Raw genomic sequence first — 23,855 nt, forward strand, 5'->3', positions numbered from 1 at the left:
AACGGCGAGAACTTTGCCCTGCTGGAAAAAGTGGCCGATAAACTGGGTGCCGCCATCGGTGCCTCCCGCGCGGCGGTGGATGCCGGTTTTGTCAGCAACGACCTTCAAGTGGGCCAGACCGGTAAGATCGTAGCCCCCGAGCTCTATATCGCGGTCGGTATCTCCGGTGCCATACAGCATCTGGCGGGGATGAAAGAGTCCAAAGTGATCGTGGCGATCAACAAGGACGAGGAAGCCCCGATCTTCCAGGTGGCCGATTACGGGCTGGTAGGGGATCTGTTTGAGGTATTGCCGGAGTTGGAGTCAAAGCTCTGATAGAAGCCTGTAAGCTTTTTGGAGACCGGTGCCGTCGGCGGCACTCCCCCTGCCTGACACGCCATAAACCCGTCCATGGGGGCTCGTCTGCCGCCGTCCCTGGCGGCAGACGGTCAGTGAACAGAAACCCTGCTGTCCCTTGACTCAACCCTGCGAAATCGACGTCAAAAGCATGGGGTTTGGGGCCGCACCGGCCCCAGTCTGCTGGGCCTCGATCCATGTATGTAAAGGAGTTATATGAAAAAAACGTTCGAATGTAGCCTAACGTAGACGTATCACTCTGATGGTTTTTTGTTACAATCGGAGGTTTAGTTTCAGGCGTGTAGGTGGCATTGAACGATGGCAAATGAAGCGGCTTTAAGAGTTTTGGTGGTTGATGATAGCCGGATTGCACGTCTGACATTAATGCGTATATTGCAGTCACTTTCCATCGATATGGAAATGCTGCAGGCCAGCTCCGCTGATGAGGCGGAAGCGGTTCTGGCTGGCGAGTCGAAACCTGCGGATGTGGCGCTGATCGATTTCAATATGCCGGGCCGCGATGGACTTGAGCTGGCTGAGGCGTTGAAAGCCAAGTATCCCGACACACGTATGGCACTGGTAACGGCTAATATTCAGGATGCCCTGGCGGCTCGGGCGCGGTCCATTGGGCTTGCCTTTCTACCCAAACCGATCAACGTAGACCAGCTTGGCCTGTTTATCCGGGGAGAGGCGTAATGGATCTGTTCACGCCCGATGAGCACGATCTGATCGTAGAACTCATGAACCTGGGGGTCGGGCGCGCCGCGAATGCGCTTTCTCAGCTTGTGAATGATGAAGTTCTGCTGTCTGTTCCCCGGCTCGAATTTATCTCTGTGCCTGAAGCCCAGGTGGCTTTCCGCAAGGATTTGCCGCCCCACTTAGCGGGTGTTTCACAGGACTTCGAGGGCTTTATTAACGGCCGGGCAGCACTGCTGTTTCCGGAAGCGCGAAGCCTGGAGCTCGTTAATGCCATCATTGGCGAGGAGCTCAGTGCAGATGAGATTTCCGAGCTCGAACACGAGACGTTGGCGGAGCTCGGTAATATCCTCCTGAATCACTGCCTGGCGACACTGGCGAATCAGCTCAAGGAAAGTATCAAAACGGATATCCCAAGGGCGTTTAATGTGAGCTCGAAGGAGCTGTCCAGCGAGTTGAGCCTTTATGATCCGCCGGCCACCGACTCGCTGGTCATGCTGGTTCAGATTAATTTCAGTTTGCGCAACAGTGCATTAAGAGGCTATCTCGCCTTCATCATCGACCTTAATTCAGCGGATATCTTTTTGAAGTCGTTGAGGAGTTATCTTGCAGACCTCACCGGATAAACAGTCGCATTTTGGAACCCGATGCAGTGAGGATCTGGACTGTCTGGAACTGATGGACAGTCTGGAGGGCGGGGTATTACTGCTTGATGATCAGGGCCGTATTCAGCTATGGAACCGGTGGTTCGCTGAGTTAACCGGAATCGGTTCAGACAGTGCGTTGAATCGAACGCTTGAACAGGTCTTTGAGCAGGCGTTGCCTGATGCCTTGACCGAAGCGGTCGAAAACGCCTGCCGCTTGCGGATGAGCCGCATCCTGTCCTGGCAGATGCATAAGAAACTGTTGCCTCTGAGCCGCCGTTTGCCCAGTGGTGAGTTGCAGCCCGTCTATCAGTCGATCATGTTGAGGCCTCAGACCAATTCGGATCTGACTCTATTGCAGTGCGTGGACATCACCTATGCCGTGAAGCGGGAAAAGCATCTACGGGCCAGTGAGCGAATTTTAAAGCTGGAGCGCAAAGTGCTTGAGCTGATCGCGGCCAGTGATTCGCTGGAGCATATTCTTGATACGCTGTGCTCCACCGCAGAAAAGTTGATACCGCATTCAACGACGGCCGTCTTTCTCAGTAACGAACGTGGTGAAGAGTTAGCCATAAAAAGTGCGCCCAGCCTTCATCTGGAGTTCACCCGGGCCAGACAGGAAGACCCAAAGCTGTTACAAAACGCCACCTGTGGTTATGCAGCGTTAAGGCAGACACTGGCGGTTTGCCCCGATGTTTCCATGGATGTGAATTGGGCGCCCTGGCGACAACTGGCGGAAAAGGCCGGTGTTGCGGCTTGTTGGGCTATGCCGATTATCGCGCCTAAGGGAGAGACGCTGGGTGTTTTCGCGGTCTACCCCTGTACCACGGGATCGCCCTCCGATCAGGATCGGCAACTGCTCGAACGAATTGCGCATCTGGCCAGTATTGCCGTCGAGCGCAACCGCCAGATGGAGCGGATACGCTACCTTGCGATGCATGATCCGCTCACCGGGCTCGCGAACCGCAGTCTGTTAAATGAACATCTGAGCCAGGCTGTACACCTTGCCGAGCGGGAGCGGCACCAGTTCGCGCTACTGTTTATCGATCTGGACGGCTTTAAGCAGATCAATGACCAGCACGGTCATGATGCGGGTGATGATCTACTGAAGGTGATGGCGTCGCGCCTGACCCAGCAGTTACGCGGCAGCGATATCTGTGCACGGATCGGCGGCGATGAATTTGTGGTGATTCTTGAAACCTTATCTTCGCCGGACGCGGCGGAAGGGGTGGCTCGCAAGGTCCTTCGTAGCCTCAGTGAGCCGGTGGTCCGGGGGGCTCTGGAGCTGATGGTGTCCGCCTCCATTGGTCTGGCTATTTTCCCGGATGACGCCACCAGTGCCGATGGCTTGCTGACGCAGGCTGATGACGCCATGTACAAAGCCAAGGCATTGGGCAAGCATCGCGTTCATCGTCTCAGTCTCCAATAACCCGGTTTCTTCCTTCGTGCTTTGCGTTGTAAAGGTATTTATCCGCACGGCCGAACAATGAACCGGCGGTATCGTCCGTCCTGATGCCGGTAAGGCCGATAGAAATCGTGATTTTTACCGGATTGCTCTGAAAATTGAACGGACTCTTTTCAATCGCTTTGCGGATTTTCTCGGCGGCTTGGCGAGCTGCGTCTCCGCTGGTTGACGGCATAATTACAACGAACTCTTCGCCGCCGATCCGTGCGGCGAAATCCGAGCCTCGAAGGCAACCGCGTATCACTTTGGCCGTTAATCTTAAGACCTTATCACCAACCATGTGGCCGTACTTGTCATTTATTCCCTTGAACAGATCGATATCGAGTACACACAGGGAAAAGGCGATGCCATACCGCTTGTAATGCTCTATTTCCTTTGAAAGCTGTTGATCATAGCCCAGTCGATTGGGTAATCCGGTCAGCGGGTCCGTATGCGATTTTACATGGGCCTCTTCGGCGGCCTGGCGGAAGTGATCTGCTTTCTGCTCCATTTGGTCCAGGCGGCTTAACAGCTCCTTGCGCTCTTTTTGCAGCTGCTCGATATGCTGATTATCCTGTTTTTTGTGGTTGTTAACCGCTTTTATAAGACTGGCCAACTGTTCGTTGACTGCCGCTTTGAGCTCATTAAGATCATTGGAGTTCTTAACGGTCAGGCTGATTTTCTTTACGTCGTGTCGGACAGTCTGATCCAGCAGGTTATTTCGATTAAGCTGCTGGGTTGCGCTTTCTTCGGTTTTATCCAGGAAGGTTCTCAAATAGGCGAGCTGGTCATTCAGCTTGAGCAGGTAGTCCTGAATCTCAGTTTCAATAGTGCCGCCGGATACCCTGGCCAGCGCAGAAGCCTCTTCGAGACACTGCTCCAGCTCGGCTACATCGGGGTTGGCTTCCAGCTTTTCGACCAGTTTATGAGCACTGGCTCTATGCTCTGCGGGTATATTTAACTGTTGAATCAGTTCCAGCAAACGCTTGGCCAGACGGCTGCTTATGACATCGCTTTGTTGAGACAGGTCGTCCGAGTCGATCGTTCGAACGTCACGACCGGGGTGTGCTTTCTGCAGTTTAATAAGCCGATCAATCACCTCCGGCAGGTGTTGCGTTGTCTCCGGTTCGTCTACCAGACGTTGTCTGATTGAGTTGAGCTCGACCGCCTGTTGTTCGGTTACCTCAGCGGATAAAAACGATACCCAGTCGTTGATTCGGGAGATCAGTTCATTGGCATGAGTCGCTCTGGCTTCGTCAAGTTGGCGGACAAGCGGTTCGGTTTTCCGAATTAATTCGGATACACGGGCGAGCTTGCCGGACTGCAGGTCACCGGCCAGTGTCCCAAGTAACTGATCAAGATCGGGGGATTGTCCATGGACAGCAACATCAACCTGGGTGACCAGGCGGCGCATATCCTCAATTGCTGTGTCATGCGCTTGCTGACTTTGTTCGACTTCATGCGCCAACGATCTATATTTGCTGCGCCAATCTTCTGTTGTTACTGCCACTGTATGGCTCCATGCAGTGCCGAGGCCCGGCGGGCGTTATTATCCTTTCGTCTCGTCGCTATTCTTGCATTCTTATACCCGTATGTGTAGCGGGGAGTTCCACGGCTCAGGGTGCCGTTACTGTTGCAAAAACAAATCCTTCAAATAGTATTTGTTCCGCTATTGTCGATATTTGCAGTCAGTCAAAGGAGGTTGCGTGTACAACCAGGCACAGTCCGGTGTTTTCAAGGGGATGAATCCGGTTATGAGCCTGGTAGCGATGTTGATCGTTATCGGGACGTTGGCGGCGGGAACGCTATTTACGGAGGCCAGTGCCTCGTCACTGGCGCAACTTCGTGCTTTTTTAAATCCGTTTCTGGAGTGGTACTACGTACTCCTGGTCGCGTTTCTACTCTTCTTTATGATCTGGCTCGGAACCGGTCGTTATAAAAATGTGCGCCTGGGGCGTGATGATGAACGCCCGGAATTTACCTTCTTTTCCTGGGTCAGCATGCTGTTTGCGGCCGGCACCGGCGTCGGCATTCTGTTCTGGTCCGTGGCTCAGCCTATCATGCAGTTTCAGAACAATCCGTTTGTCGAGTTTGGCAGCGTGGATGGTGACGCCGCTATCGTGGCCATGCGGCTCTCCTTCTTTCATTGGGGAATAAACGGTTGGGCGATCTTCTCCTTTGTTGGGCTGGTGATGGCGTACTTCGCCTTCCGTCATGACCTGCCGTTGACAGTACGGTCTGCACTTAAGCCCCTGCTGGGAGACCATATCAAAGGGCGCGCAGGTGATGCCGTGGATCTGCTGGCGGTGTTCGGTACGGTGTTCGGTATTGCGACAACCCTGGGTCTGGGTGTCCAGCAGATGAACTCGGGACTGGAGCAGGTGTTCGGTATTGAACGCTCCACCAACCTGCAACTGATAGTCATCGCCTCATTGATGTTTATCGCGACGGCCTCTGTCGTCTCCGGCGTTTCCCGCGGTGTACGCATGCTTTCGGAGATGAACTTCTGGCTCAGTATTGCCGCCGTTCTGTTCATGTTGTTGTTGGGGCCGACACAGTATCTGATAGGCATCACCATTGAAGCGACCGGTGACTATATACAGAACCTTCTGCGCCTGACTTTCCATACGAATGCCACCCATAACGGTGAATGGCAGGCGCAGTGGACGGTGTTTTTCTGGGGGTGGTGGTTGGCCTGGAGCCCCTTTGTGGGGATGTTTATTGCGCGGATCTCACGTGGGCGAACCTTTCGGGAGTTCGTTACCGGTGTTCTGCTGGTCCCCACACTGATTACAATTATCTGGATCGGCCTGTTTGGTGGAACGGCACTGCATCAGGAGTTGTTTGGCCAGGGCGGCATTATCGAGGCTGTCTATCGGGATGCGTCCTCAGCGCTCTTTGTCACCATTGATGGTATGGCACTGGGCGAGATGACGCCCTACGTCTCGGGCCTGTTGATCCTGTTAATTGCGACCTATCTGATCACGTCGGCTAATGCCGGCACTCTGGTGATCACGACCATTCTTTCTGGAGGCGATACCGATCCTCCGGCTGGTCACCGGATTCTCTGGGGCATTTTCCTCGGTCTGCTGACTGCCGTCCTGTTACTGGCCCGAGGTCTGGAGACTCTGCAGTCGGCGGTCATCGCCGCGGCTCTGCCGTTCTCGGTTATTGTGCTGATGATGGCTTCGGGGCTTTTACATGCGCTTAAACACGAGCGTTGGGCTGCTCGAAGGGGTGAGAAGAAAGCAGGCCCGGCAGAGCCATGGGCAGTGGCTGGGGATATTCCACTTGAGGAGGAATCTGAGCTAACCGATTCTGCCAAGCCTGTTCGGGCTGTGGTTCACCATGCAGAAGAAAAGGGTGCACAGCGATCGGATCATAGAGAATCGTAATCGAATACTTCCAATCCCTTATAGGCTGATCGACGGCGTTGGAAAATGGGTATCAGTGGATTGATCTGGGTAAGGAAATTCGCACAAGGTGGATGTAAAAAGGGACATTTTTGATAACATGATTTTCAGGTTTGTTCGGTAAGTATTCTTCAGCCTGACCCGAACACTTGGTACGAACCTTGGCTCAGGGGTCGTCCGTTACCGCTGCCGTTCGAAGTCAGTATGGAACGGTACGGTTGTGGGTTTTCAGAAAACCGGCCTATCATGACTGGAGTTTGGCGGGTTTCCGACCGCATATGGAGATGTAGAACAATGACAGGGTTTAGACCCATACTCGTAACCACCTTTCCGCTTCTGATGGGACTGGCGGGTGCGGCGTCCATTTATCTGGTCCATTCGTCACCGGGCCTTCTGTACCCCGTTCTGGGGTTAAATATCGTCATTGGTGTTGTTTTGGCAATGGGTACGTTGTGGCTGCAGAAAACAGCGCTGGTCGCCGATAAAGCCGCCAGTTCCGGGCAGCCCTCGGATGAACCGGAGCCGGAGGTAGTGCTTCGTACCGCACGGGATGAGTTGAGCACGCTCTGGCGACGCATCGTGCCGGTCTGGAATCGCCATATCGAGACCTGCCGCGAACTGGGTAATGAAAACGTTAATAACCTGTCGGGCCGTTTCGGTGCGTTGGTCAGCTTGATCGAAAGCTCCCGACAGGGTGGTCTTGGTGGCGGTGATGATGGCGCTGAGCTGCAGAATGATAAAGCCCGCCTGACCATGTTGTTCGAAAAACTCAAATCCTACGATGAAGTCACCGACCGTCTTTTCGAAAAAATTGAGCACCTGGATACGCTAGCGACAGATCTGGATGAGATGGCATCCTCGGTGGGTAAAATTGCGGAGCAGACCAACATGCTGGCGCTGAATGCGGCTATCGAGGCGGCCCGTGCCGGCGACGCCGGGCGTGGATTTGCGGTGGTGGCAGATGAGGTGCGCAAGTTATCCGATCAGTCCCGGGGTACCGGCGAGCAGATTTCCGACAAGCTGGAACTGGTTAAAGGCTCGATGCAGGAGATTATCCGGCACGCCTCGACAACTCGAGAGCAGGAAGACAAGACCATCGATGAGGGTGAGAACTTTATCAACGAGGTGATTGCTCACCTGGAAGCACGCGCAGCTGCATTGATCGACGATGGTGAACGTCTGCTGGAAGTCAATAACGAGGTGCGCCGTGAAGTTGAGCAGGTCTTGGTTGAGCTACAGTTTCAGGACCGCGTAAGCCAGATCCTGGAGCAGGTCACACTGAGTATGACCGAGATTGGTGAAGAGGTAGAACAGCGTCAGGCAGCCTATGACCGCGGCGATACTTTGTCGCCAATTGATATTGAGGGTTTGCTGGCTAAGATGAAGTCGACTTACACCACTGTTGAGCAGCATCGTAAGCATGACGGTGCAGGCAAGGCACAAAGGCAAGATGAAGAAACCGCAGAGAGCGGTTCAATCAGTTTTTTCTGAAGCGAGTTTGCCAAGGGGCGTTAAAGATCCATGGATAAAACGATAATGGTTGTTGATGATTCCGCATCGATCCGCCAGGTGGTGGGAATCGCGTTGCGGGGGGCCGGCTACCAGGTCATTGAAGCGCGTGATGGGCGTGATGCATTAAGCAAGCTGACCGGTGACAAGATCCACCTGATTATCAGTGATGTGAACATGCCCAATATGGATGGCATCACCTTCGTTAAAGAGTTGAAGAAAAATCCCCGCTACAAATTTACGCCCGTGATCATGCTGACCACCGAGGCAGGTAAAGACAAAATGGCAGAGGGCAAGGCCGCGGGTGCCAAAGCCTGGGTCGTCAAGCCGTTTCAGCCACCCCAGATGCTGGATGCCGTTTCAAAACTGATCATGTAACAGCGAGTAAGGAAGCGCGGTGAGCCTGGATATAACAAAAGTTGACAATGTAGGCTACGTAACTGTCGATGATGAGCTGACCATTTACACGGCGGCGATGCATGCGGAGAAACTGTTTGCATGGGCCCGTGAGTTTCGCAGTCTAAAGCTCGACCTCAATAAAGTATCCGAGATCGACTGCGCCGGTGTACAGCTGTTATTGCTGCTGAAAAACGAAGTAGCGCACCAGCACGGCAAGCTTGAACTTGTCAGCCCCAATGAGGCGGTCAGCCGCGTCCTGACGCTGCTGAGGCTGAGCGAACGTCTGGCCGTGACCGAAGAGTCGTCCAGTGAAGGAGTCAGCCATGGATGACGCGACTCAGACGTTTATCCAGGAGGCTGATGAGCTTCTGGTGCAGATGGAGGACGCCCTTCTTGCGCTTGAAGATGATCCGGGTAATGAAGAGCTGATCAACAGTGTTTTTCGCGCCATGCATACGATTAAAGGTGCGGCGGGTATCTTCGGTTTTGACCCTATTGTCACTTTCACCCACCCGGTAGAAACGGTGCTGGATACAGTGCGCAGTGGGGCTCGCTCGATCGATTCTGAGCTTTCGGCGCTGTTGCTGGAGTGTAAGGACCATACGGCACGCCTGGTCGCCGAGGTAACCGCCAGCGAGTTAAGTGACGACACCCTGGAGCAGGGCGCAGCGCTGTTGCACCGTTTGACAGGAGAGGCACCCGCCTCAGTAAAAGATCAGGTGGAAGGAGCAGCAGAGGAGGCCTCGGGGCCGGCCAACGAAAACTGGCTGATCTCACTGGAGTTCAAGGCTGATGCTTTCCGCAACGGTATCGACCCAGTGTCTTTTATCAACTATCTCTCAAACATGGGGGAGGTAGTGGATCTGGTTCTGCATGATGATCGTCTGCCTCCGGCTGACGAAGCGGACCCGGAGAGCTGTTACCTGGGCTTTGATATCGTTTTCCGTGGCGAGGTTGCCAAGTCCGACATAGCCTCCGTGTTCGAGTTCGCCGAGGATGACTGTGATATCCGTATCCTGCCACCGGATGATATCGAACAACACTTTCTTGAGCTGGTTGATGAGCTCCCGGAAGATCACACGCGCCGCTTGGGTGAGATGTTGTTGGAGGTTGGAGCGATCACGTCCCACGAACTGAGCGAAAGTCTTCAGATTCAGATTACTCAGGATGGAACGCCACCTGAGGATGAGGAGAGCGAGAAGCCACCCTCGGCGCCGGTGGGAGAAATTCTGGTACAGCGTAAAGCTGTGAGTGAAGCGGTCGTTAACAAGGCGCTCGGCCGACAGGCGCAGGAGCGTCAAAAGGCGACCCAGGAAGCGCGCCTGATCCGTGTTAACTCGGACAAATTGGGCCGTCTGATAAACCTTGTTGGCGAGCTGGTGATCTCCAACGCCGCCATCAAGCTGATGACCGAGAAGCATGGCCTCAATGATATGAATGAGGTGATCGCGTCCGCTGAGCATCTGATCGAAGAGATTCGGGATAACGCACTCCAACTGCGAATGGTACAGATCGGTGAGACCTTCTCGCGGTTCCGTCGTGTCGTGCGCGATGTCAGCAAAGAGTTGGATAAAGAGATCGAGCTGGTGATCAACGGCGGCGACACCGAGCTGGATAAAACGGTCGTTGAAAAGATCAATGATCCCTTGACCCATCTGGTCCGGAATGCCCTGGATCATGGAATTGAAAGCCCTCGCGAGCGTGCCCGCCAGGGCAAGCCCGCTAAAGGGACCCTTGAGCTTAACGCCTATCACGACTCCGGGCATATCGTTATCCAGATCAAGGATGATGGAGCGGGCCTCGATAAGGACAAGATTCGCGCTAAGGCTGAAGCCATCGGCATGATTAAGCCGGATCAGGTTCTGTCGGACAAGGAGCTCTATCAGCTTATCTTTGCACCGGGGCTGAGCACCAAAGAGAAGGCGAATAACCTCTCCGGTCGCGGTGTTGGTATGGACGTAGTGAGGCGGAATATTGAAGCACTGCGCGGCATTATCGATATCGATACTGAACTGGGTGCAGGTACCACGGTCACGATCCACCTGCCGCTGACCCTGGCGATCATCGATGGGTTTATGGTGGGTGCTGAAAATGAGCGCTACATCATTCCGCTGTCAATGGTGGAAGAGTGTGTCGAGATGGACAGCGGGGATTGGGAACTCAGTGAAGAGCGGCGATACGTCAACCTTCGGGGTGAAGTGCTTCCCTACCTGCGGCTGACCAGTTTCCTGGAGATCCCCACTTCCGACTCGGCGAGAGATAAGCGCGAAAGCCTGGTGATTGTAAGGATCGGCAATAACAAAGCGGGCTTTGTGGTTGATGAACTGCATGGCGAGTTGCAGACCGTAATCAAGCCTCTGGGCAAGATATTTCAGGGTTTTAAGGGTATCAGTGGCTCGACCGTGTTAGGCAGTGGGGAAGTCGCTTTGATTCTCGACGTGCAGGGGCTGATTCATACTGCCATGGCGCAGATGGGCGTCCATTAGGTTGTTGCAGGAGGCGAAGTCGGTTTTGGCGAAAGAAACGGACGACACACAGAGTACGGTGCCTGATTTCGGTGAGCAGGCCAGTGGCAGCGGACAGTTTTTAACCTTTCTCTCCGGAAAGGAGCTGTTCGCCGTCGACATACTGGTGGTGAACGAAATTATCGAAGTCGTTGATATGACCCACGTGCCCAAAGCACCGGTATTGATCCGTGGAGTGATCAACCTGCGTGGAGGGGTGGTTCCGGTGATTGATCTGGGGGCCAAACTGACGGGCAATATCAGCGACCTGACACCACGCAGCTGTGTGGTTCTGGTGACCGTGTACAGCGGTCCGGGACAACAGACACTGGGGCTGCTGGTCGACGAGGTTCGTGAGATCGTCGATGTCCAGGCCAGCAATATAAAACCGCCACCGTCTCTGGGCGATGCGGTGGACACCGGGTTTATTAAAGCCATGGCCCAGGTCAACGAGCATTTAATCGTGTTGCTTGACACCGATCAGGTGCTCTCCCGGCACGAGGTGACTCAGGCGGGGGATATTGCGCAGTCTCCCTCGAAAAACTGACCCAATACGTGGGTGGGCTGCGAGGCAGCCAACTGGCAGGGCTCATAACAAACATGGCATTCAAACGTTTCAAGGAAGCGGAGCACAACAATGTTTAAGAACCTTAAGCTCAGCGCACAGATCGGTCTTGGTTACGCGGCAGTGGTTGTATTGCTGCTGATCGTATCCACTACGGCGTATTTGGGCCTGACCACCTCAGTGGATGGCTTTACCCAGTACCGGGATTCCGCACGGGATGCGAATCAGGCGGGCCGGGTTCAGGCAAATATGCTGATGGCGCAGCTGTTGACCAAAGATTACCTGGTGACTCAGCGCGAGGAGGATATCCAGCGGTTCAACGACCGTTTCTCCGCGTTGCGCAAATTGACCGACGAGTCGCTCGAGATGATCGATGAGCCCGAACGCCTTGAGAAAATGCAGCTGGTAAACAGTGAGCTGGATAATTACGAGCGCGCATTCGAGGCAGCCGTCAGTCAAATTGACCGCTCCAGTGAAATCCTAAACGAGGAGCTGGCCAGAATCGGTACGGATATGCAGGTCGCGATGACCGATATCATCGAGGCGACAAACCGGGCCGGTAACACAGGTGGGACCTACCTGGCCGGGCGGGCTCAGGAGTATCTGCTGCTGGCGCGTTTGTATGTGATGAAGTACATCGATACCGGCAGCGAAGCGGACCTCGCGCGCGCTCACGACGAGATCGATAATAACCTTGCCGACGCCGTACAGCAGTTGAATCGGGCCCTGAACGACTCTGAACTCAGAGCCATGCTACGTACCTTTACTGAGAATATGGAAGCGTACGGCCGCAACCTGGATGAGATCAGCGTGGCGTTGCATGAGCGAGACACAGCGGTCGCGGAGATGACCCGAATCGGTCCGGTGATCGCCGATGCCACCGAGGATGTGAAGCTCTCGATCATTGACGAGCAGAACGAGCTGGGTCCGCGTGTGCAGGCCAGTAACATGACCACCATGTCGGTGGTGTTCTGGGTTTCCCTGGGCTCCGTCATTGTCGCGATTTTCATGTCATGGTTCCTGGTACGTATCGTCAAGAAACCGCTGGGCGGCGAGCCCCGTGATATGGAAAGGATCGCTAACCGCATCGCTGAAGGTGATCTGCAGGTTGAGTTTGAAAACCGCGAGCAGGCGACCGGCGTGTACAAGGCGATGATCAACATGGTCGAGAACCTCACGTCGACCATCGAGCAGGTGCGCAGCGGTGCCGATGGCCTGGCCAGTGCATCCAACGAGCTGAATGCCTCGGCCCAGACCATCAGTCAGGCGGCCACCGAGCAGGCGGCGAGTGTGGAAGAAACGACTTCCTCGGTTGAGCAGCTCCACGCCTCGGTACAGCAGAACACCGAGAACGCCCGAGTAACCGACCAGATGGCTACTACAGCGGCCAGCGAAGCAGAGAAGGGCGGCGAAGCGGTTAAGCGCACCGTCGCGGCGATGAAGGAGATCGCGAACAAGATCGGCCTGATCGAAGATATCGCCTACAAGACCAACCTGTTGTCTCTGAACGCGGCGATTGAAGCGGCCCGTGCCGGTGAGCATGGCAAGGGCTTCACGGTAGTCGCGGCAGAGGTGCGCAAGCTGGCTGAAAACAGCCGTGTGACCGCTCAGGAGATCAATGAACTGGCCACCAACAGCGTATCCATTGCGGAAGAGGCCGGTAAACTGCTTGAGGAGATGGTACCCAGCATTACCAAGACTGCAGACCTGGTTCAGGAAATTACGGCCGCCTCTGTTGAACAGGCCTCCGGTATCGACCAGATCAACGGTGCCATGTCACAGCTGGATAGCGTAACCCAGCAGAACGCATCCTCTTCTGAGGAGCTGGCAGCCACAGCGGAAGAGCTCAGCAGTCAGGCCGAAGCGCTGCAGGATGCTGTTGCCTTCTTCCAGCTTCAGTCGGAAAGTAAGAAAAAGCGCACCAAAGCGGTACCCGCTGCCAAGGAGCGCAGTGGCGCGTACAAGGCGGCTGAGAAAAAGGCCAGCACGCGCAGCGATGACGATGACTACAACGACAGCGACTTCAAACGTTACTGAGAGCTGGGTTTATGGAACAGCGAGAAGCCGAAGCGACAGGCGTTGAAGAGGCGAAGGGCTCGGAAGGGGCCGGGCAATACCTGACCTTCCGGGTACTTAATAATCGTTACGCCATCGATATCCTCGATGTTAAGGAGATAATCGAGGTTACATCGATGACCCGTGTACCCAAGGCACATGCCTCCGTGCACGGCGTGATGAACCTTCGCGGGAACGTGGCACCGGTGGTTGACCTTGCTCACAGACTCCGGGGGCAAACACTCCGGTTTGGTCGTCGCTCGGTGATTCTGGTTGTGGAGTTTGAGTGGGACGGCGAGCGCCAGACCATCGGCATGCTGGCGGACGAAGTCAGCGAGATTGTCGAAATCAACGATGACCACATTCAGTCGGCACCGGAGTTCGGTGCCGGCATCCGGCGTGAGTATATCGATCGCATGGCACGGGTAGATGATGCATTCATCGTATTGCTGAATCTCGCCCGTGTTCTGGATATCGATGAACTTTCCCTCAATCAGGAAGCCAAAACGGAACTGGAAGAGGCGGGCGTCTGACGCGCCGCTTCTCCTCCGCCTCTCTCGCCTGGAACGCGTATGCACGACATTTCGGATGATGAATTTGAGAAGTTTGCGCGCTTGCTGCAAGCGCGTGCCGGTATTCATCTGACCGAACGCAAAAAAGTGATGCTGGCCACTCGGCTCGAGCGTCGTTTGAACCACTACGGGTTTGATCGCTTTGGCCAGTATTACCGCCTTGTCACGTCCAGTGACGGTCACGACGAGCTTCAGGTGATGATCGATCACCTGACCACCAACGAGACTCATTTTTTCCGCGAACCGGAGCATTTTCGTTTTCTTGCCAATACGTTGCGTGAACAACGCTTTGAGCGCTGCCGGGTTTGGTGTGCCGCCTCGTCTTCGGGCGAGGAGGTTTATACGCTAGCCATGGTGTTGGATGATGTGCTGGGAGCGGGGCGCTGGCAGCTGCTGGGGTCCGATATTAGTACGCGGGTGCTGGAACGGGCGCGAAAAGCGATCTATCCCGAAGAGGATAATCTCAGTATTCCGCCCTACTACCTTAAACGTTATTGTCTGCAGGGCGTGGGGCAGTATGACGGCAGCTTCACGATCGATCGCAAGATACGCGGGGGTATCGAGTTCAGGCAGATCAATTTGACGGAGGCGTTACCGTCGATTGGTAGTTTCGATTTCATATTCATCCGAAATGTGATGATCTACTTTGATCAGCCGACCAAACAACAGGTGGTTGCCAATGTTCTCAAGGCGTTGAAGCCGGGGGGATATATCATTACCAGCCACTCCGAGAGCTTGCACGGTGTAAACAGTTCGATCAGGATGGTTCGACCCTCTGTTTACAGGAAAGAGGATCGCTAATAACCGTGAAACGAATTGTGCTCCATCCCGGAGAGTTGCACATCTCCGGCGACCCATCGGTGACTGTCTCCACCCTGTTGGGCTCCTGCGTGTCGGCGTGTCTTTACGATCCGGTTCACCGGATATTTGGCATGAACCACTTTCTGTTGGCGGCGCGCTCTTATACCCGCGATGCATTGTCCTTTGAGAGTCAGAGCGGTCGTTATGGCCTTTATGCCATGGAGTTGTTAATCAACGATATGCTTCACGCCGGGGCGGAACGTGACCGGCTCCGGGCCAAGGTGTTCGGAGGCGCGAATGTACTGACCCACCTTGCCGGGGGTGCTTTTGCGATTGGTGATGTGAACAGCAAATTTATACTGTCCTATCTGGAGAACGAAAAGATTCCCATCGTTGCGTCTGATCTGGGCGGTCATCAGGGACGGCAGATCCACTTTCAGGGACGTGATTTTTCAGTGTTTGTGCGAACGCTGGGTGAAGAAAAAGAGCAGACAATCATTGCGAACGAGAAACGCTATCTGGAGCAGGCGGTCAAGCAGCAGGAGCATTCGCGTGATGAATCCAAGGTGACCTATTTGTGACGGGGTAATAATGGCGATCAAGGTTCTTGTAGTTGATGATTCAGCGGTCGTCCGGCAAGTGTTGGTTTCCTTGCTGTCGGAAGTACGCGATATCGACGTGATTGGCGCCGCCTCCGATCCCATTTTTGCCATGAAGAAAATGGCGCAGACCTGGCCCGATGTCATCGTACTCGATATCGAAATGCCCCGGATGGATGGCATCACCTTTTTGAAAAAGCTGATGGCGGAGCGACCAACGCCCGTAGTGATCTGCTCCACACTGACCGAGCGTGGCGCGGAAGTCACCATGCAGGCGATGGCGTCCGGCGCCGTGGACATCATTACCAAACCCAAGTCGGGGTTGAAAGGCTTTCTGCAGGATTCCAAAACCGAACTGGTTAGCGCAATACGCGGTGCTGCAGTTGCGCGAATGTCCCGAATGAAAGGGTCAAGCCCGGCCGAAGATCGATCGGTTAAATTGACCGCAGATCGAGTGTTACCACCGGCATCCAGCCGTGTGATCGAGACCACCGACCGTATTGTGGCTATAGGCACCTCCACCGGTGGAACCCAGGCGCTGGAAGCGGTACTGACTCGGTTACCCTCGTCAGCACCGGGCATAGTTGTGGTCCAGCATATGCCGGCCCAGTTCACCCGCGCCTTCGCGCAGCGTCTGGACAGTTTGTGCCAGGTTCGCGTGAAGGAGGGGGAGAACAATGACCGCGTTATACCGGGTCAGGTACTGATTGCACCGGGCGGGCGTCACATGCTGCTGCGTCGCAGCGGTGCACAGTATCGGGTCGAGGTAAAAGATGGTCCGCTGGTGAGCCGCCATCGACCGTCAGTGGATGTGTTGTTCCGCTCCGTTGCCAGTGCCGCCGGGCGTAATGCGCTGGGCATTATAATGACCGGTATGGGGGATGACGGTGCCCGGGGGCTGCTGGAGCTGCACCAGACCGGAGCCAGGACCCTGGGCCAGAACGAAGCCAGCTGTGTGGTCTACGGCATGCCCAAGGAGGCGTTCAAGCTGGGTGCCGTGGACAAGGAATTGCCCCTGAGCGAAATACCCGCGGCTATTATCGGGCAGGTTTTGTAAGTTATTGATTAAAATGGCTGTATGCGGTTATTTATCCGACGTATCGAGTTAGAACAGGGTAACGTTGCTGTCTCGCGCCGAAGCGGTGGCGGCAGATTGGTATCCGGGTACCAGTACACGGCGTTCCAGGTCAGTACTGGCGCGTCTGCGCAGAGCTTCGGCCAGGCCGGCACAGTTTAGCTCTGCGTTTGAGTCATCGATTTTCCCGATTTGCTCCAGTACATCGCCAATAGAGCCGTCTACATGATCAAGCGTCTGGCTGAATTCGTCCTGAAACTGAAGTTGAACAATAACGGTATTCACTTCGGTCTGAATGCTGCCCTTCAAATCCAATAGCGCCTGAGCATCCTGAGTGAGAATGCCGACATGATGATCGATCTTACCGATCATTCGGTGGATCGTCTCATTTTTGCTCTGACGTGACTCCTGAGAGTGCGCCAGATTCTCTTGGGAGAGGGAAAGGATCCGTTGTATCTGGTTGTCGACCTCCGCAATCACCTTCTGAATTTCGTCACCGGCTTCCGAGGACTGTTGTGCCAGATTTCGTATTTCGCTGGCAACGACGGCAAACCCACGCCCCTGATCGCCGGCTCGGGCGGCTTCAATGGCCGCATTAAGTGCCAGCAGGTTAATGCGATTGGCAATATCGCGCACCACGTCGGAAAACTTCACCAGTGTTTCATTCTGAGCTGCGAGTTCATCGACCAAGGCATGGGTTTTCGTGTCGCGGCGCTCTATTTCGGACAAAGCACTGATTAAATCCTGGAAGGCTTCACGGGCCGTGTCTGTCACGTTATTGAGCGCCTGTTCCCGTCCTTTGAATCCACGATCCTCGTCGGTACTGAGCGCCAGATTCAGCAGTTCGGCCATCTGATGAAAGTGGTTGCTGATATCGGCAACGGCTACCTCCATCTGATCGCGGCCTTCACTCAGTAGCTTACGGTGCAGGGGTAATACCTGGCTAATCGCGTCACAGTACTGTTCAAACACTTGGATTTGGTCGGCATCGGCTGATTTTTCAGGGTCTGAGGGGGCCGCCTCTTGTAGGTTTTTACTTGCAGCAAACGGGACAACATAGGGGTAGAAGAGTGCTATCAATCCAAGACCGGCCGTCACGATGCCCCAAAGAATGGATAGATAATGGGTCAACAGTGGGGCTGTCACCAGTGCTAACAGGAGGACGAAAGTGACACTCCTCCGATGAGGCGTGGAGAGAGTAGTGGACTGTGTGGAAATACTGCGCGAACGATCCTGCTCAATTCGCTCGCCCGTTTCCAGTTTATCGTGATTTGCACGCATAACCTGAGTTCCCGGGTCGAGGCCTACGATATCAATCGCAGGTACATACCTGTAAGCACTGAGGATCAGCGTAGACAATAATGGCTTGTTTTGCACAAGCCAGCGGTGGTTTGCCAAAACGAGGAGACGGTGGTTAACCGGCGTCAGATAACAGTATCTGAATCTTTTGCGATACGCCCTGATACAGGCTGAGCAGGATCGGCGGGATCTTGTCCATGTTGCTCTTCATTGCCACCGATCGCTCGATTTTCAGCACGTTGCCAAGCAGTGAGCCCATCACGCCTTCGCGCTGGAGGACGGCGTTCTTGACCGCCGGTTCGATATCGATTTCAGCCAAAAAGTTTTCAGGCTCAACTGAAAGCAGGATGCCGGAGCCTGACAGCAGGCCGGCCAGGAAGGCCTGGTCTTTGTCGACCTCTTTAAACTGCTTGAACTGACAAAGTTCCATACAGAACTGTGCGCGCACCAGCACCAGACGGGCAACCTCCGGTGAGCTGGCCTGCACGGCGGCGATCAGGGTCAACCAGCGACGCAGGTTTTCCAGGCCAAGCCGGGTTACCACGCCCTGAACTGAACTGATGGGCTCTTTCGCCCGGTAAAGTGGACTGTTCACCACTTTGAGAAGACTCATGGCCAGGCCCGGGTCGCCATTAATCATCTCCACGACCTTGGTCATATCCGGTTCTGCGCTATAGAGCTCGCCGATCACACGGGTCAGCTGCAGTGCTGCCGGATTCAGTTTTTTACCGTAGATCTTGTTGGGACGCGCCAGAAAGTAGCCCTGGTAAAGTTGAAAGCCCGCATCGAAATAGGCGTCATGGGTTGCCTGATCTTCAACCCGTTCGGCCAGCCACTGGAGGTGTTCAAGCCTGAGGCGTTCACGATACTCCAGAGCCTGTTCAATGGGCGTAACCATCACATCCACTTTGATGACCGATGCAAACTCGAGCAGCGGGCGCCAGTCGTCGCCGAACTCGAAATCATCCAACGCAAAGCGGAAACCTTTGGCATGCCATGCGGCGACGGCATCGATGATTTCGCGGGTGGGCGCAATGCGCTCTACCAGTTCGATAACCACCTTGCTTGGATCAATGGGAAGAAACGCGCGCGATAGCAGGAAATCTGCGGAAACATTAATGAAAGCGGGTTTTCGGTAGTGCTCAACCTGATCGGTGATGCCGGTACAGAGATTAACCAACAATTCGCTGGTGGCCTGGGCATCGCCGATTTCCATGGCTGACTGATCCAGGTCATTCCGGTAGAGCAACTCAAACGCCGCCACCTGGCTGTCCCGATCATAAATCGGCTGGGCCGCAAGCAGCGTGTTGTTGCCCGCTTTGTTCGTGTCCGTCATCAGATTTTTCTTAGGGTCGGCTCGAAAACGTAAGTCCGCATTATCGCAAAGCCCGCCCACAAGTAAAGCCATATGGAAAAAGTGTTTTTAAACGCCTCCGTAGCGGATAAACGACCAATTCTTCATTAGGTTTGTCATAAGTGTCACGTAAGTCAAAAAGGTCGCAATTACATTAATCGCAGGTTATGATATAAAACTGGCATGATGTTTCGGACTGGGACGCAATGAAAACGTTAACCACCGGTGATATTGCCAAGCTTTGCGACGTTAACCTGAGAACGGTGATTCGTTGGATCGATCGTGGGGCGCTTAAGGGGTTTAAACTTCCCGGGCGCGGCAACAACCGTGTCATGATCGAAGACTTTATCGCCTTTCTGAACGAGAACGGGATGCCTGTCCCGCCGGATCTGGCGGGTGAAGGTAACCGGCGTGTTCTGGTTATCGATGACGAGCCGGCGATAACGCGGGTGATTCGCCGGGTACTGCGGGCGGAAGGCTACGAAGTATCCATCGCGAACGACGGTTTTCAGAGCGGAACGCTGCTTTTGCAGGAGCGCCCGATCCTGGTGACCCTGGATCTCAGTATGCCTGGCATGGATGGGTATGAGGTGCTGGATTTTATTCGAAACACGGCCGAGATCGCTCACACGAAAGTGATCGTTGTATCGGCACTGGACGAGAACGCGCTGGACAAGGCGCTGGCAAGAGGCGCTGACAAAGTGCTTCGTAAACCCTTCAGTAACGAGCAACTGCTCACTGCCGTGAAAGAGTTGGTCAATTAACGCGTGTCCCGCTGCAGCGGGACGTTGTGGCCAAGAGGGCGAGTGCCCTCACTTTGCTCGGTAGACTTGTGAATAAAACCCTGCTGCTAGTGGACGATGAGCCACTGATTCTCCGTACTATGCGTCGCTTGCTCGTCCGTCGCGGCTATCAGGTCCTTCAGGCCGATGATGCCGATCAGGCGCTGGATCTGCTGTGCCGGAATGAAGCTATTCAGGTGATGCTGTGCGACTTTCGGATGCCCGGCAAAAACGGGACGCAGCTGATTGAACAGGCTCGCCAGATTCGACCCGGTTTGATCTCTCTGTTGATTAGCGGTCAGGCGGATCTGGAGTGTGTTGTAGACGCCCTGAACAACGGCTCCGTTTTTAAGTTTCTGACCAAGCCCTGGGATGACGGTTTCTTACTCGAACAGATTGAGCGCGCTTTCGAGTTGGCGGCAAGAACGACGACGGAGGCGCTGCTCAGAATGCGCGGTGCGCTGGAGAGCAGTGCTGTGATTGACGTTAAAGCTGATGGCGTTGTGTGCAGTATTAATGAATCAGCCGCGGCTGTTCTGGATATCCGGGCGCACGAAGGCGTAGGTGTCCCGCTTACCAAACTGTTGCCGCTGCTGCAAAAGGATCGGATGGCGCTGCTGTTCGCCGACGTCCCCAGGCGGATGGTGCTCTGCGATGGCTCGACCGGAGAGGAGTTTCAGCTTGTGTCCCATAAACAGGATGCAGAAAGCTGGTCGATCTCGATTCGACATCGGACCTTTGAGCCTGACAGCTTGCGGATGACCGAAGTTATCGGACGAAAGGCACTGCTCAAGCATATATCGTCGTCGCTCAGCCAGGGCGAGCGCTTGCTGGTCGTGTATCTGGATGTACTTCGGTTCAGGACGATCAATGACTCCCTGGGCTATGAGCTGGGCGATCTGCTGCTGGAGAAGCTGGCACGTCGGGTGGTTGGCAACAGGCCTGAAGGCAGTTGGGTCGGACACATGAGTGGCGATGAGCTGGTCTTGGTAATCCCTGATCCTCCTGGGCTGGAGACGATTCCTGATCTTTTGGCGCCGGTCATGGATGCTACCCGAAAGCCCTTCAAGCTGGGAGATCGCGAAATTCGGTTGCAGGTCAAAATGGGGTTTGCTCGGGGCCCTGAACAGGGGAGCGACGCCCAGCATCTACTGCGTAACGCTCAGGCCGCCGCCGATTATGCCAAGTTGAAGGGGTGTCTGATGCCGCAGAGCTATTTCGCATCGCTGAACGCGAAGGCGGAACAGCAGCTGATGCTCCGGTCGGAGCTCTACCAGGCGCTTGAGAAAGAACAGTTTTTCATTGAGTACCAGCCCAAAGTATCGGCTATAAGCGGTGAAGTTCGTGGGGCGGAGGCGCTGTTACGATGGCGGCATCCGGAGCTGGGTCTGGTCAGCCCGGATCTGTTTATACCGATGGCGGAATCGATCGGTTTAATTGAGCTGATCGGTGACTGGGTACTCAGCTCAGTGTGCGAACAGATCGCCAGTTGGCGCGCTGCTGGCATGCCCGCTGTACCCGTGGCCGTTAATATTTCCGGTTATCAACTCCAGGACGAGACGCTGCTGGAGCGCATTCTGCTGCTGATTTCCAGTAACGGCTTGCATGTGTCTGATCTGCAGGTGGAGATCACCGAAACGTTCCTGGTTGAAGATATTCACCGTAGCAGCATGCTTGTAGAAGGTCTGCGCCGAAAGGGCATCTCTGTCGCGCTGGATGACTTCGGTACCGGTTACTCGTCGCTGAGTTACTTGAGCCACATCCCCGTGGATACGCTTAAAATCGATAAAAGTTTCGTGGATGCCCTGTCCGAAGATCGGGCGCAAAGTGAATTAGTCCGCCATGTCATCAGTATGGCGCATTCCATGGGCATCGAAGTGGTCGCGGAAGGTGTTGAGACCCCGGTGCAGCAGAGCTGGCTGGCAGAGAAAGGCTGTGACGAGTTGCAGGGGTATCTGTTTAGCCGGGCTATCTCACCAGAGGCGTTTGAAAGGGCGGTCAGAGAGCAGGCCTATCGCTTTGAGGCGGGCGGCGTTTGCCAAACGGTGTGACAGACACTGATATCGATACCCTGCTGAGTCCAGAAATGCTGCCATTCCCGCTGGTGATCCTGTAGCCGGTCGCCAGGGCCTTTCACTTCTATCAGCCTGAAGCTCGCCTGCTCTCTGTAGAACTGAACCAGATCAGGCTGTCCGGCCCGGTGAACAGCGATATCCGTCAATATACGGCGGCAAGCAGCCTCAATCATGGTAGCCGGGATACAGGCCAGTGTGAGTTCCAGAACCTCTTCCGTCAGGCGCTGCCAATCCACCAGGGGAGAGGCCAACCCGCGTTTCTCATGGAAGCGTTGCCGCACAGTGTGTGTCCATTCCCGGGTACCGAGCTGTGCAAGACACGCCTCGAACAGCCCATGACGGCGGGAGACAAAGTTTTCATGGATGAGATCCCTGGGGCCGGCCTGGAACGGATGAAAAAAAGCGCCGGGCAAGGGGGCGTAGAATGCAGGCCAGCACAGCAGTGCCAACAACCCGTTGAACAGGCTGTTCTCCAGATGAAAAACCGGCGCGTCCGGTGTAGCCAGATGATCCGCCACCGCCTGTTCAACCGATTGATGATAGGGGAGGTGGAGCTCTAGCGTTTTAATAGGTTGCCTAGCCTGAGGTTTAATCGGCAGTCCACACTGTTTAGCCAGTCGCTTCTCTATCCTGCTCAGTGCGGTCAGCTGGGTATTCATCAGGTCTTTATGTTGTCGATGAGTGTGCAGTGTGGCTAAGGTTTCGGCGGCCGGCATGGTGCGCTCCATCACACGGAAGCGGCGAATAAGTGCTTCTCGATGAGTCGATTCCTGATACAGCCGCATGGCCAGTTCGGGCTTTTCGAAACGTTCGGCCGCACGCCCTGCTTCGAATAAGAGTCGGGCGCGCCGGTGTTCCAGCCAGGGTGTGGGTAACGTTGAGGCCGGGATCTGTTCGGCGTGGAGGTCACACTGCTGAGGGTCGTTTTCCAGTGCTTCCCTGACACGGTCCATGGTAAGCCACAGGTCTACCTCCGCGCGCTCGGTAAAGGCGCGTGACTGTGGCGAGAGCGGAACCGTTTCGAACCGACGGTGGCCCAGCTCCGCGACCACGAAGCTGCTCCAGTCCTGGCTCAGGGTACCGAAAAACATCAATCGAATGCGGACAAAAAGATCAGCGTCGCACAGCGCGACCAATTCGTCGGGCATGTCGGGGCACCAGTGTGAAGCGGGTCGTAACTGATCGTTGTAATGCCTGTTGAGACTGTCGATCAACGCACCTTTGGAGTCTGCTGATGGAAGTGGCTGGCACGACGAAAAATGGGCTCTTAGCGCTTTAGCCGTTAATAGCTGCCCCAGGGTGCTAACGGTGATCGGAGGATCGTTCAGGACCCAGCCGTGTTGAATCAGTTCGTCGAAGTAAGGGGCTGGATCGCCGAGCTCGGCATAATTCAGCTGACGGCGCCAAAAAAGCTCGCCCTTACGCATGATCATGCGGACCAGGAGCGCTCGGGCCGGCTCTGAGAGCTGGTGCCAGTTTTGCAGACGGACTCGCTCCATCGCCGTCAGAAGATCGTGGTGGTAACACACCACCCACTCCAGAACCGTCGTAAAGTTCTGCAGGTAGTAGAGTGGGTCTTCCAGACTGGCCCTTGGAACGGGTACTGCTGTTGATGGGGGAAGCGTGTTCAAAGCGGCTCGATCATGAGGTTATGACGCCGTTGAAGCGACGGGTTATTCATAAAGCGTAACAGTATTCTGTATCCTGACCGGTACCCGGCTGCTCAATAATAA

General features: G+C 54.9%; 21 protein-coding genes. 17 read left to right on the forward strand and 4 right to left on the reverse strand.

Annotated elements, in window-relative coordinates:
- The 4 genes from G403_RS0116375 to G403_RS0116390 form a co-directional block, all read left to right on the forward strand.
- A partial coding sequence (locus G403_RS0116375; RefSeq protein WP_027854947.1) for an FAD-binding protein occupies positions 1 to 315 on the forward strand: 315 nt, incomplete at its 5' end.
- A 339-nt stretch (positions 316 to 654) separates the two neighbouring features.
- Positions 655 to 1,032: a response regulator transcription factor gene (locus tag G403_RS0116380; RefSeq protein ID WP_027854948.1), complete on the forward strand. Its 378-nt coding sequence runs from the start codon at positions 655 to 657 to the stop codon at positions 1,030 to 1,032.
- Positions 1,032 to 1,658, forward strand: coding sequence for a chemotaxis protein CheC (locus G403_RS23660; RefSeq protein WP_036234235.1), 627 nt, complete (start codon positions 1,032 to 1,034; stop codon positions 1,656 to 1,658). The genes G403_RS0116380 and G403_RS23660 overlap by 1 nt, the downstream gene beginning before the upstream one ends.
- Positions 1,639 to 3,105, forward strand: coding sequence for a diguanylate cyclase domain-containing protein (locus tag G403_RS0116390; RefSeq protein ID WP_027854949.1), 1,467 nt, complete (start codon positions 1,639 to 1,641; stop codon positions 3,103 to 3,105). The genes G403_RS23660 and G403_RS0116390 overlap by 20 nt, the downstream gene beginning before the upstream one ends.
- Here the strand turns inward: G403_RS0116390 and G403_RS23665 are convergent.
- Positions 3,092 to 4,630: a GGDEF domain-containing protein gene (locus G403_RS23665; RefSeq protein WP_036234238.1), complete on the reverse strand. Its 1,539-nt coding sequence runs from the start codon at positions 4,628 to 4,630 to the stop codon at positions 3,092 to 3,094. The two genes, G403_RS0116390 and G403_RS23665, sit on opposite strands and share 14 nt — an antisense overlap.
- Before the next feature lie 196 nt (positions 4,631 to 4,826).
- Between G403_RS23665 and G403_RS23670 the strand changes: the two genes are divergently transcribed.
- The 11 genes from G403_RS23670 to G403_RS0116450 all read left to right on the forward strand — a co-directional run bounded on the left by G403_RS23670 (position 4,827) and on the right by G403_RS0116450 (position 16,594).
- A complete protein-coding gene (locus G403_RS23670; RefSeq protein WP_084404079.1) occupies positions 4,827 to 6,515 on the forward strand; it encodes a BCCT family transporter in 1,689 nt (562 codons plus the stop codon).
- A 312-nt stretch (positions 6,516 to 6,827) separates the two neighbouring features.
- Positions 6,828 to 8,024, forward strand: coding sequence for a methyl-accepting chemotaxis protein (locus G403_RS25695; RefSeq protein WP_051299161.1), 1,197 nt, complete (start codon positions 6,828 to 6,830; stop codon positions 8,022 to 8,024).
- Between the two features lie 30 nt (positions 8,025 to 8,054).
- A complete protein-coding gene (locus G403_RS0116410; protein WP_027854950.1) occupies positions 8,055 to 8,420 on the forward strand; it encodes a response regulator in 366 nt (121 codons plus the stop codon).
- Positions 8,421 to 8,439: 19 nt separating this feature from the next.
- Positions 8,440 to 8,772 carry an STAS domain-containing protein gene (locus tag G403_RS23680; RefSeq protein WP_051299164.1) on the forward strand — a complete coding sequence of 111 codons (333 nt, stop codon included), beginning with the start codon at positions 8,440 to 8,442 and terminating at the stop codon, positions 8,770 to 8,772.
- Entirely contained in the window at positions 8,765 to 10,927 is a 2,163-nt protein-coding gene (locus tag G403_RS0116420) for a chemotaxis protein CheA (RefSeq protein WP_027854951.1), read from the forward strand. The genes G403_RS23680 and G403_RS0116420 overlap by 8 nt, the downstream gene beginning before the upstream one ends.
- A gap of 25 nt (positions 10,928 to 10,952) precedes the next feature.
- The gene (locus G403_RS0116425) at positions 10,953 to 11,492 is read left to right on the forward strand and encodes a chemotaxis protein CheW (protein ID WP_036234241.1); all 540 of its coding nucleotides are present in this window, start codon (positions 10,953 to 10,955) and stop codon (positions 11,490 to 11,492) included.
- A gap of 90 nt (positions 11,493 to 11,582) precedes the next feature.
- On the forward strand, positions 11,583 to 13,547 hold the full coding sequence (locus tag G403_RS0116430; RefSeq protein WP_027854953.1) for a HAMP domain-containing methyl-accepting chemotaxis protein: 1,965 nt from the start codon (positions 11,583 to 11,585) through the stop codon (positions 13,545 to 13,547).
- Between the two features lie 11 nt (positions 13,548 to 13,558).
- Positions 13,559 to 14,098: a chemotaxis protein CheW gene (locus tag G403_RS23685; protein ID WP_051299165.1), complete on the forward strand. Its 540-nt coding sequence runs from the start codon at positions 13,559 to 13,561 to the stop codon at positions 14,096 to 14,098.
- A gap of 39 nt (positions 14,099 to 14,137) precedes the next feature.
- The gene (locus G403_RS0116440) at positions 14,138 to 14,938 is read left to right on the forward strand and encodes a CheR family methyltransferase (RefSeq protein WP_027854954.1); all 801 of its coding nucleotides are present in this window, start codon (positions 14,138 to 14,140) and stop codon (positions 14,936 to 14,938) included.
- 5 nt (positions 14,939 to 14,943) lie between these two features.
- Entirely contained in the window at positions 14,944 to 15,519 is a 576-nt protein-coding gene (locus G403_RS0116445; protein ID WP_211232703.1) for a chemotaxis protein CheD, read from the forward strand.
- Positions 15,520 to 15,529: 10 nt separating this feature from the next.
- Positions 15,530 to 16,594: a protein-glutamate methylesterase/protein-glutamine glutaminase gene (locus G403_RS0116450; RefSeq protein ID WP_036234244.1), complete on the forward strand. Its 1,065-nt coding sequence runs from the start codon at positions 15,530 to 15,532 to the stop codon at positions 16,592 to 16,594.
- A gap of 48 nt (positions 16,595 to 16,642) precedes the next feature.
- Here G403_RS0116450 and G403_RS0116455 read toward each other — a convergent pair whose 3' ends face one another.
- Both G403_RS0116455 and G403_RS0116460 read right to left on the reverse strand, forming a co-directional pair.
- A complete protein-coding gene (locus G403_RS0116455; protein WP_027854957.1) occupies positions 16,643 to 17,893 on the reverse strand; it encodes a methyl-accepting chemotaxis protein in 1,251 nt (416 codons plus the stop codon).
- A gap of 133 nt (positions 17,894 to 18,026) precedes the next feature.
- Positions 18,027 to 19,247: an EAL and HDOD domain-containing protein gene (locus G403_RS0116460; protein WP_027854958.1), complete on the reverse strand. Its 1,221-nt coding sequence runs from the start codon at positions 19,245 to 19,247 to the stop codon at positions 18,027 to 18,029.
- A gap of 224 nt (positions 19,248 to 19,471) precedes the next feature.
- Between G403_RS0116460 and G403_RS0116465 the strand changes: the two genes are divergently transcribed.
- Positions 19,472 to 20,029: a response regulator gene (locus G403_RS0116465; RefSeq protein WP_027854959.1), complete on the forward strand. Its 558-nt coding sequence runs from the start codon at positions 19,472 to 19,474 to the stop codon at positions 20,027 to 20,029.
- 68 nt (positions 20,030 to 20,097) lie between these two features.
- Complete coding sequence (locus G403_RS24625; protein WP_051299166.1) at positions 20,098 to 22,098, forward strand: putative bifunctional diguanylate cyclase/phosphodiesterase; 2,001 nt, start codon at positions 20,098 to 20,100, stop codon at positions 22,096 to 22,098.
- Here the strand turns inward: G403_RS24625 and G403_RS0116475 are convergent.
- Positions 22,059 to 23,753, reverse strand: a complete 1,695-nt coding sequence (locus G403_RS0116475; protein ID WP_027854960.1) for a VRR-NUC domain-containing protein — start codon at positions 23,751 to 23,753, stop codon at positions 22,059 to 22,061. The genes G403_RS24625 and G403_RS0116475 overlap by 40 nt on opposite strands.
- Positions 23,754 to 23,855: the final 102 nt, after the last annotated feature.

The sequence above is a fragment of the Marinobacterium litorale DSM 23545 genome (assembly GCF_000428985.1).
Classification (GTDB): Bacteria; Pseudomonadota; Gammaproteobacteria; order Pseudomonadales; family Balneatricaceae; genus Marinobacterium_D; species Marinobacterium_D litorale.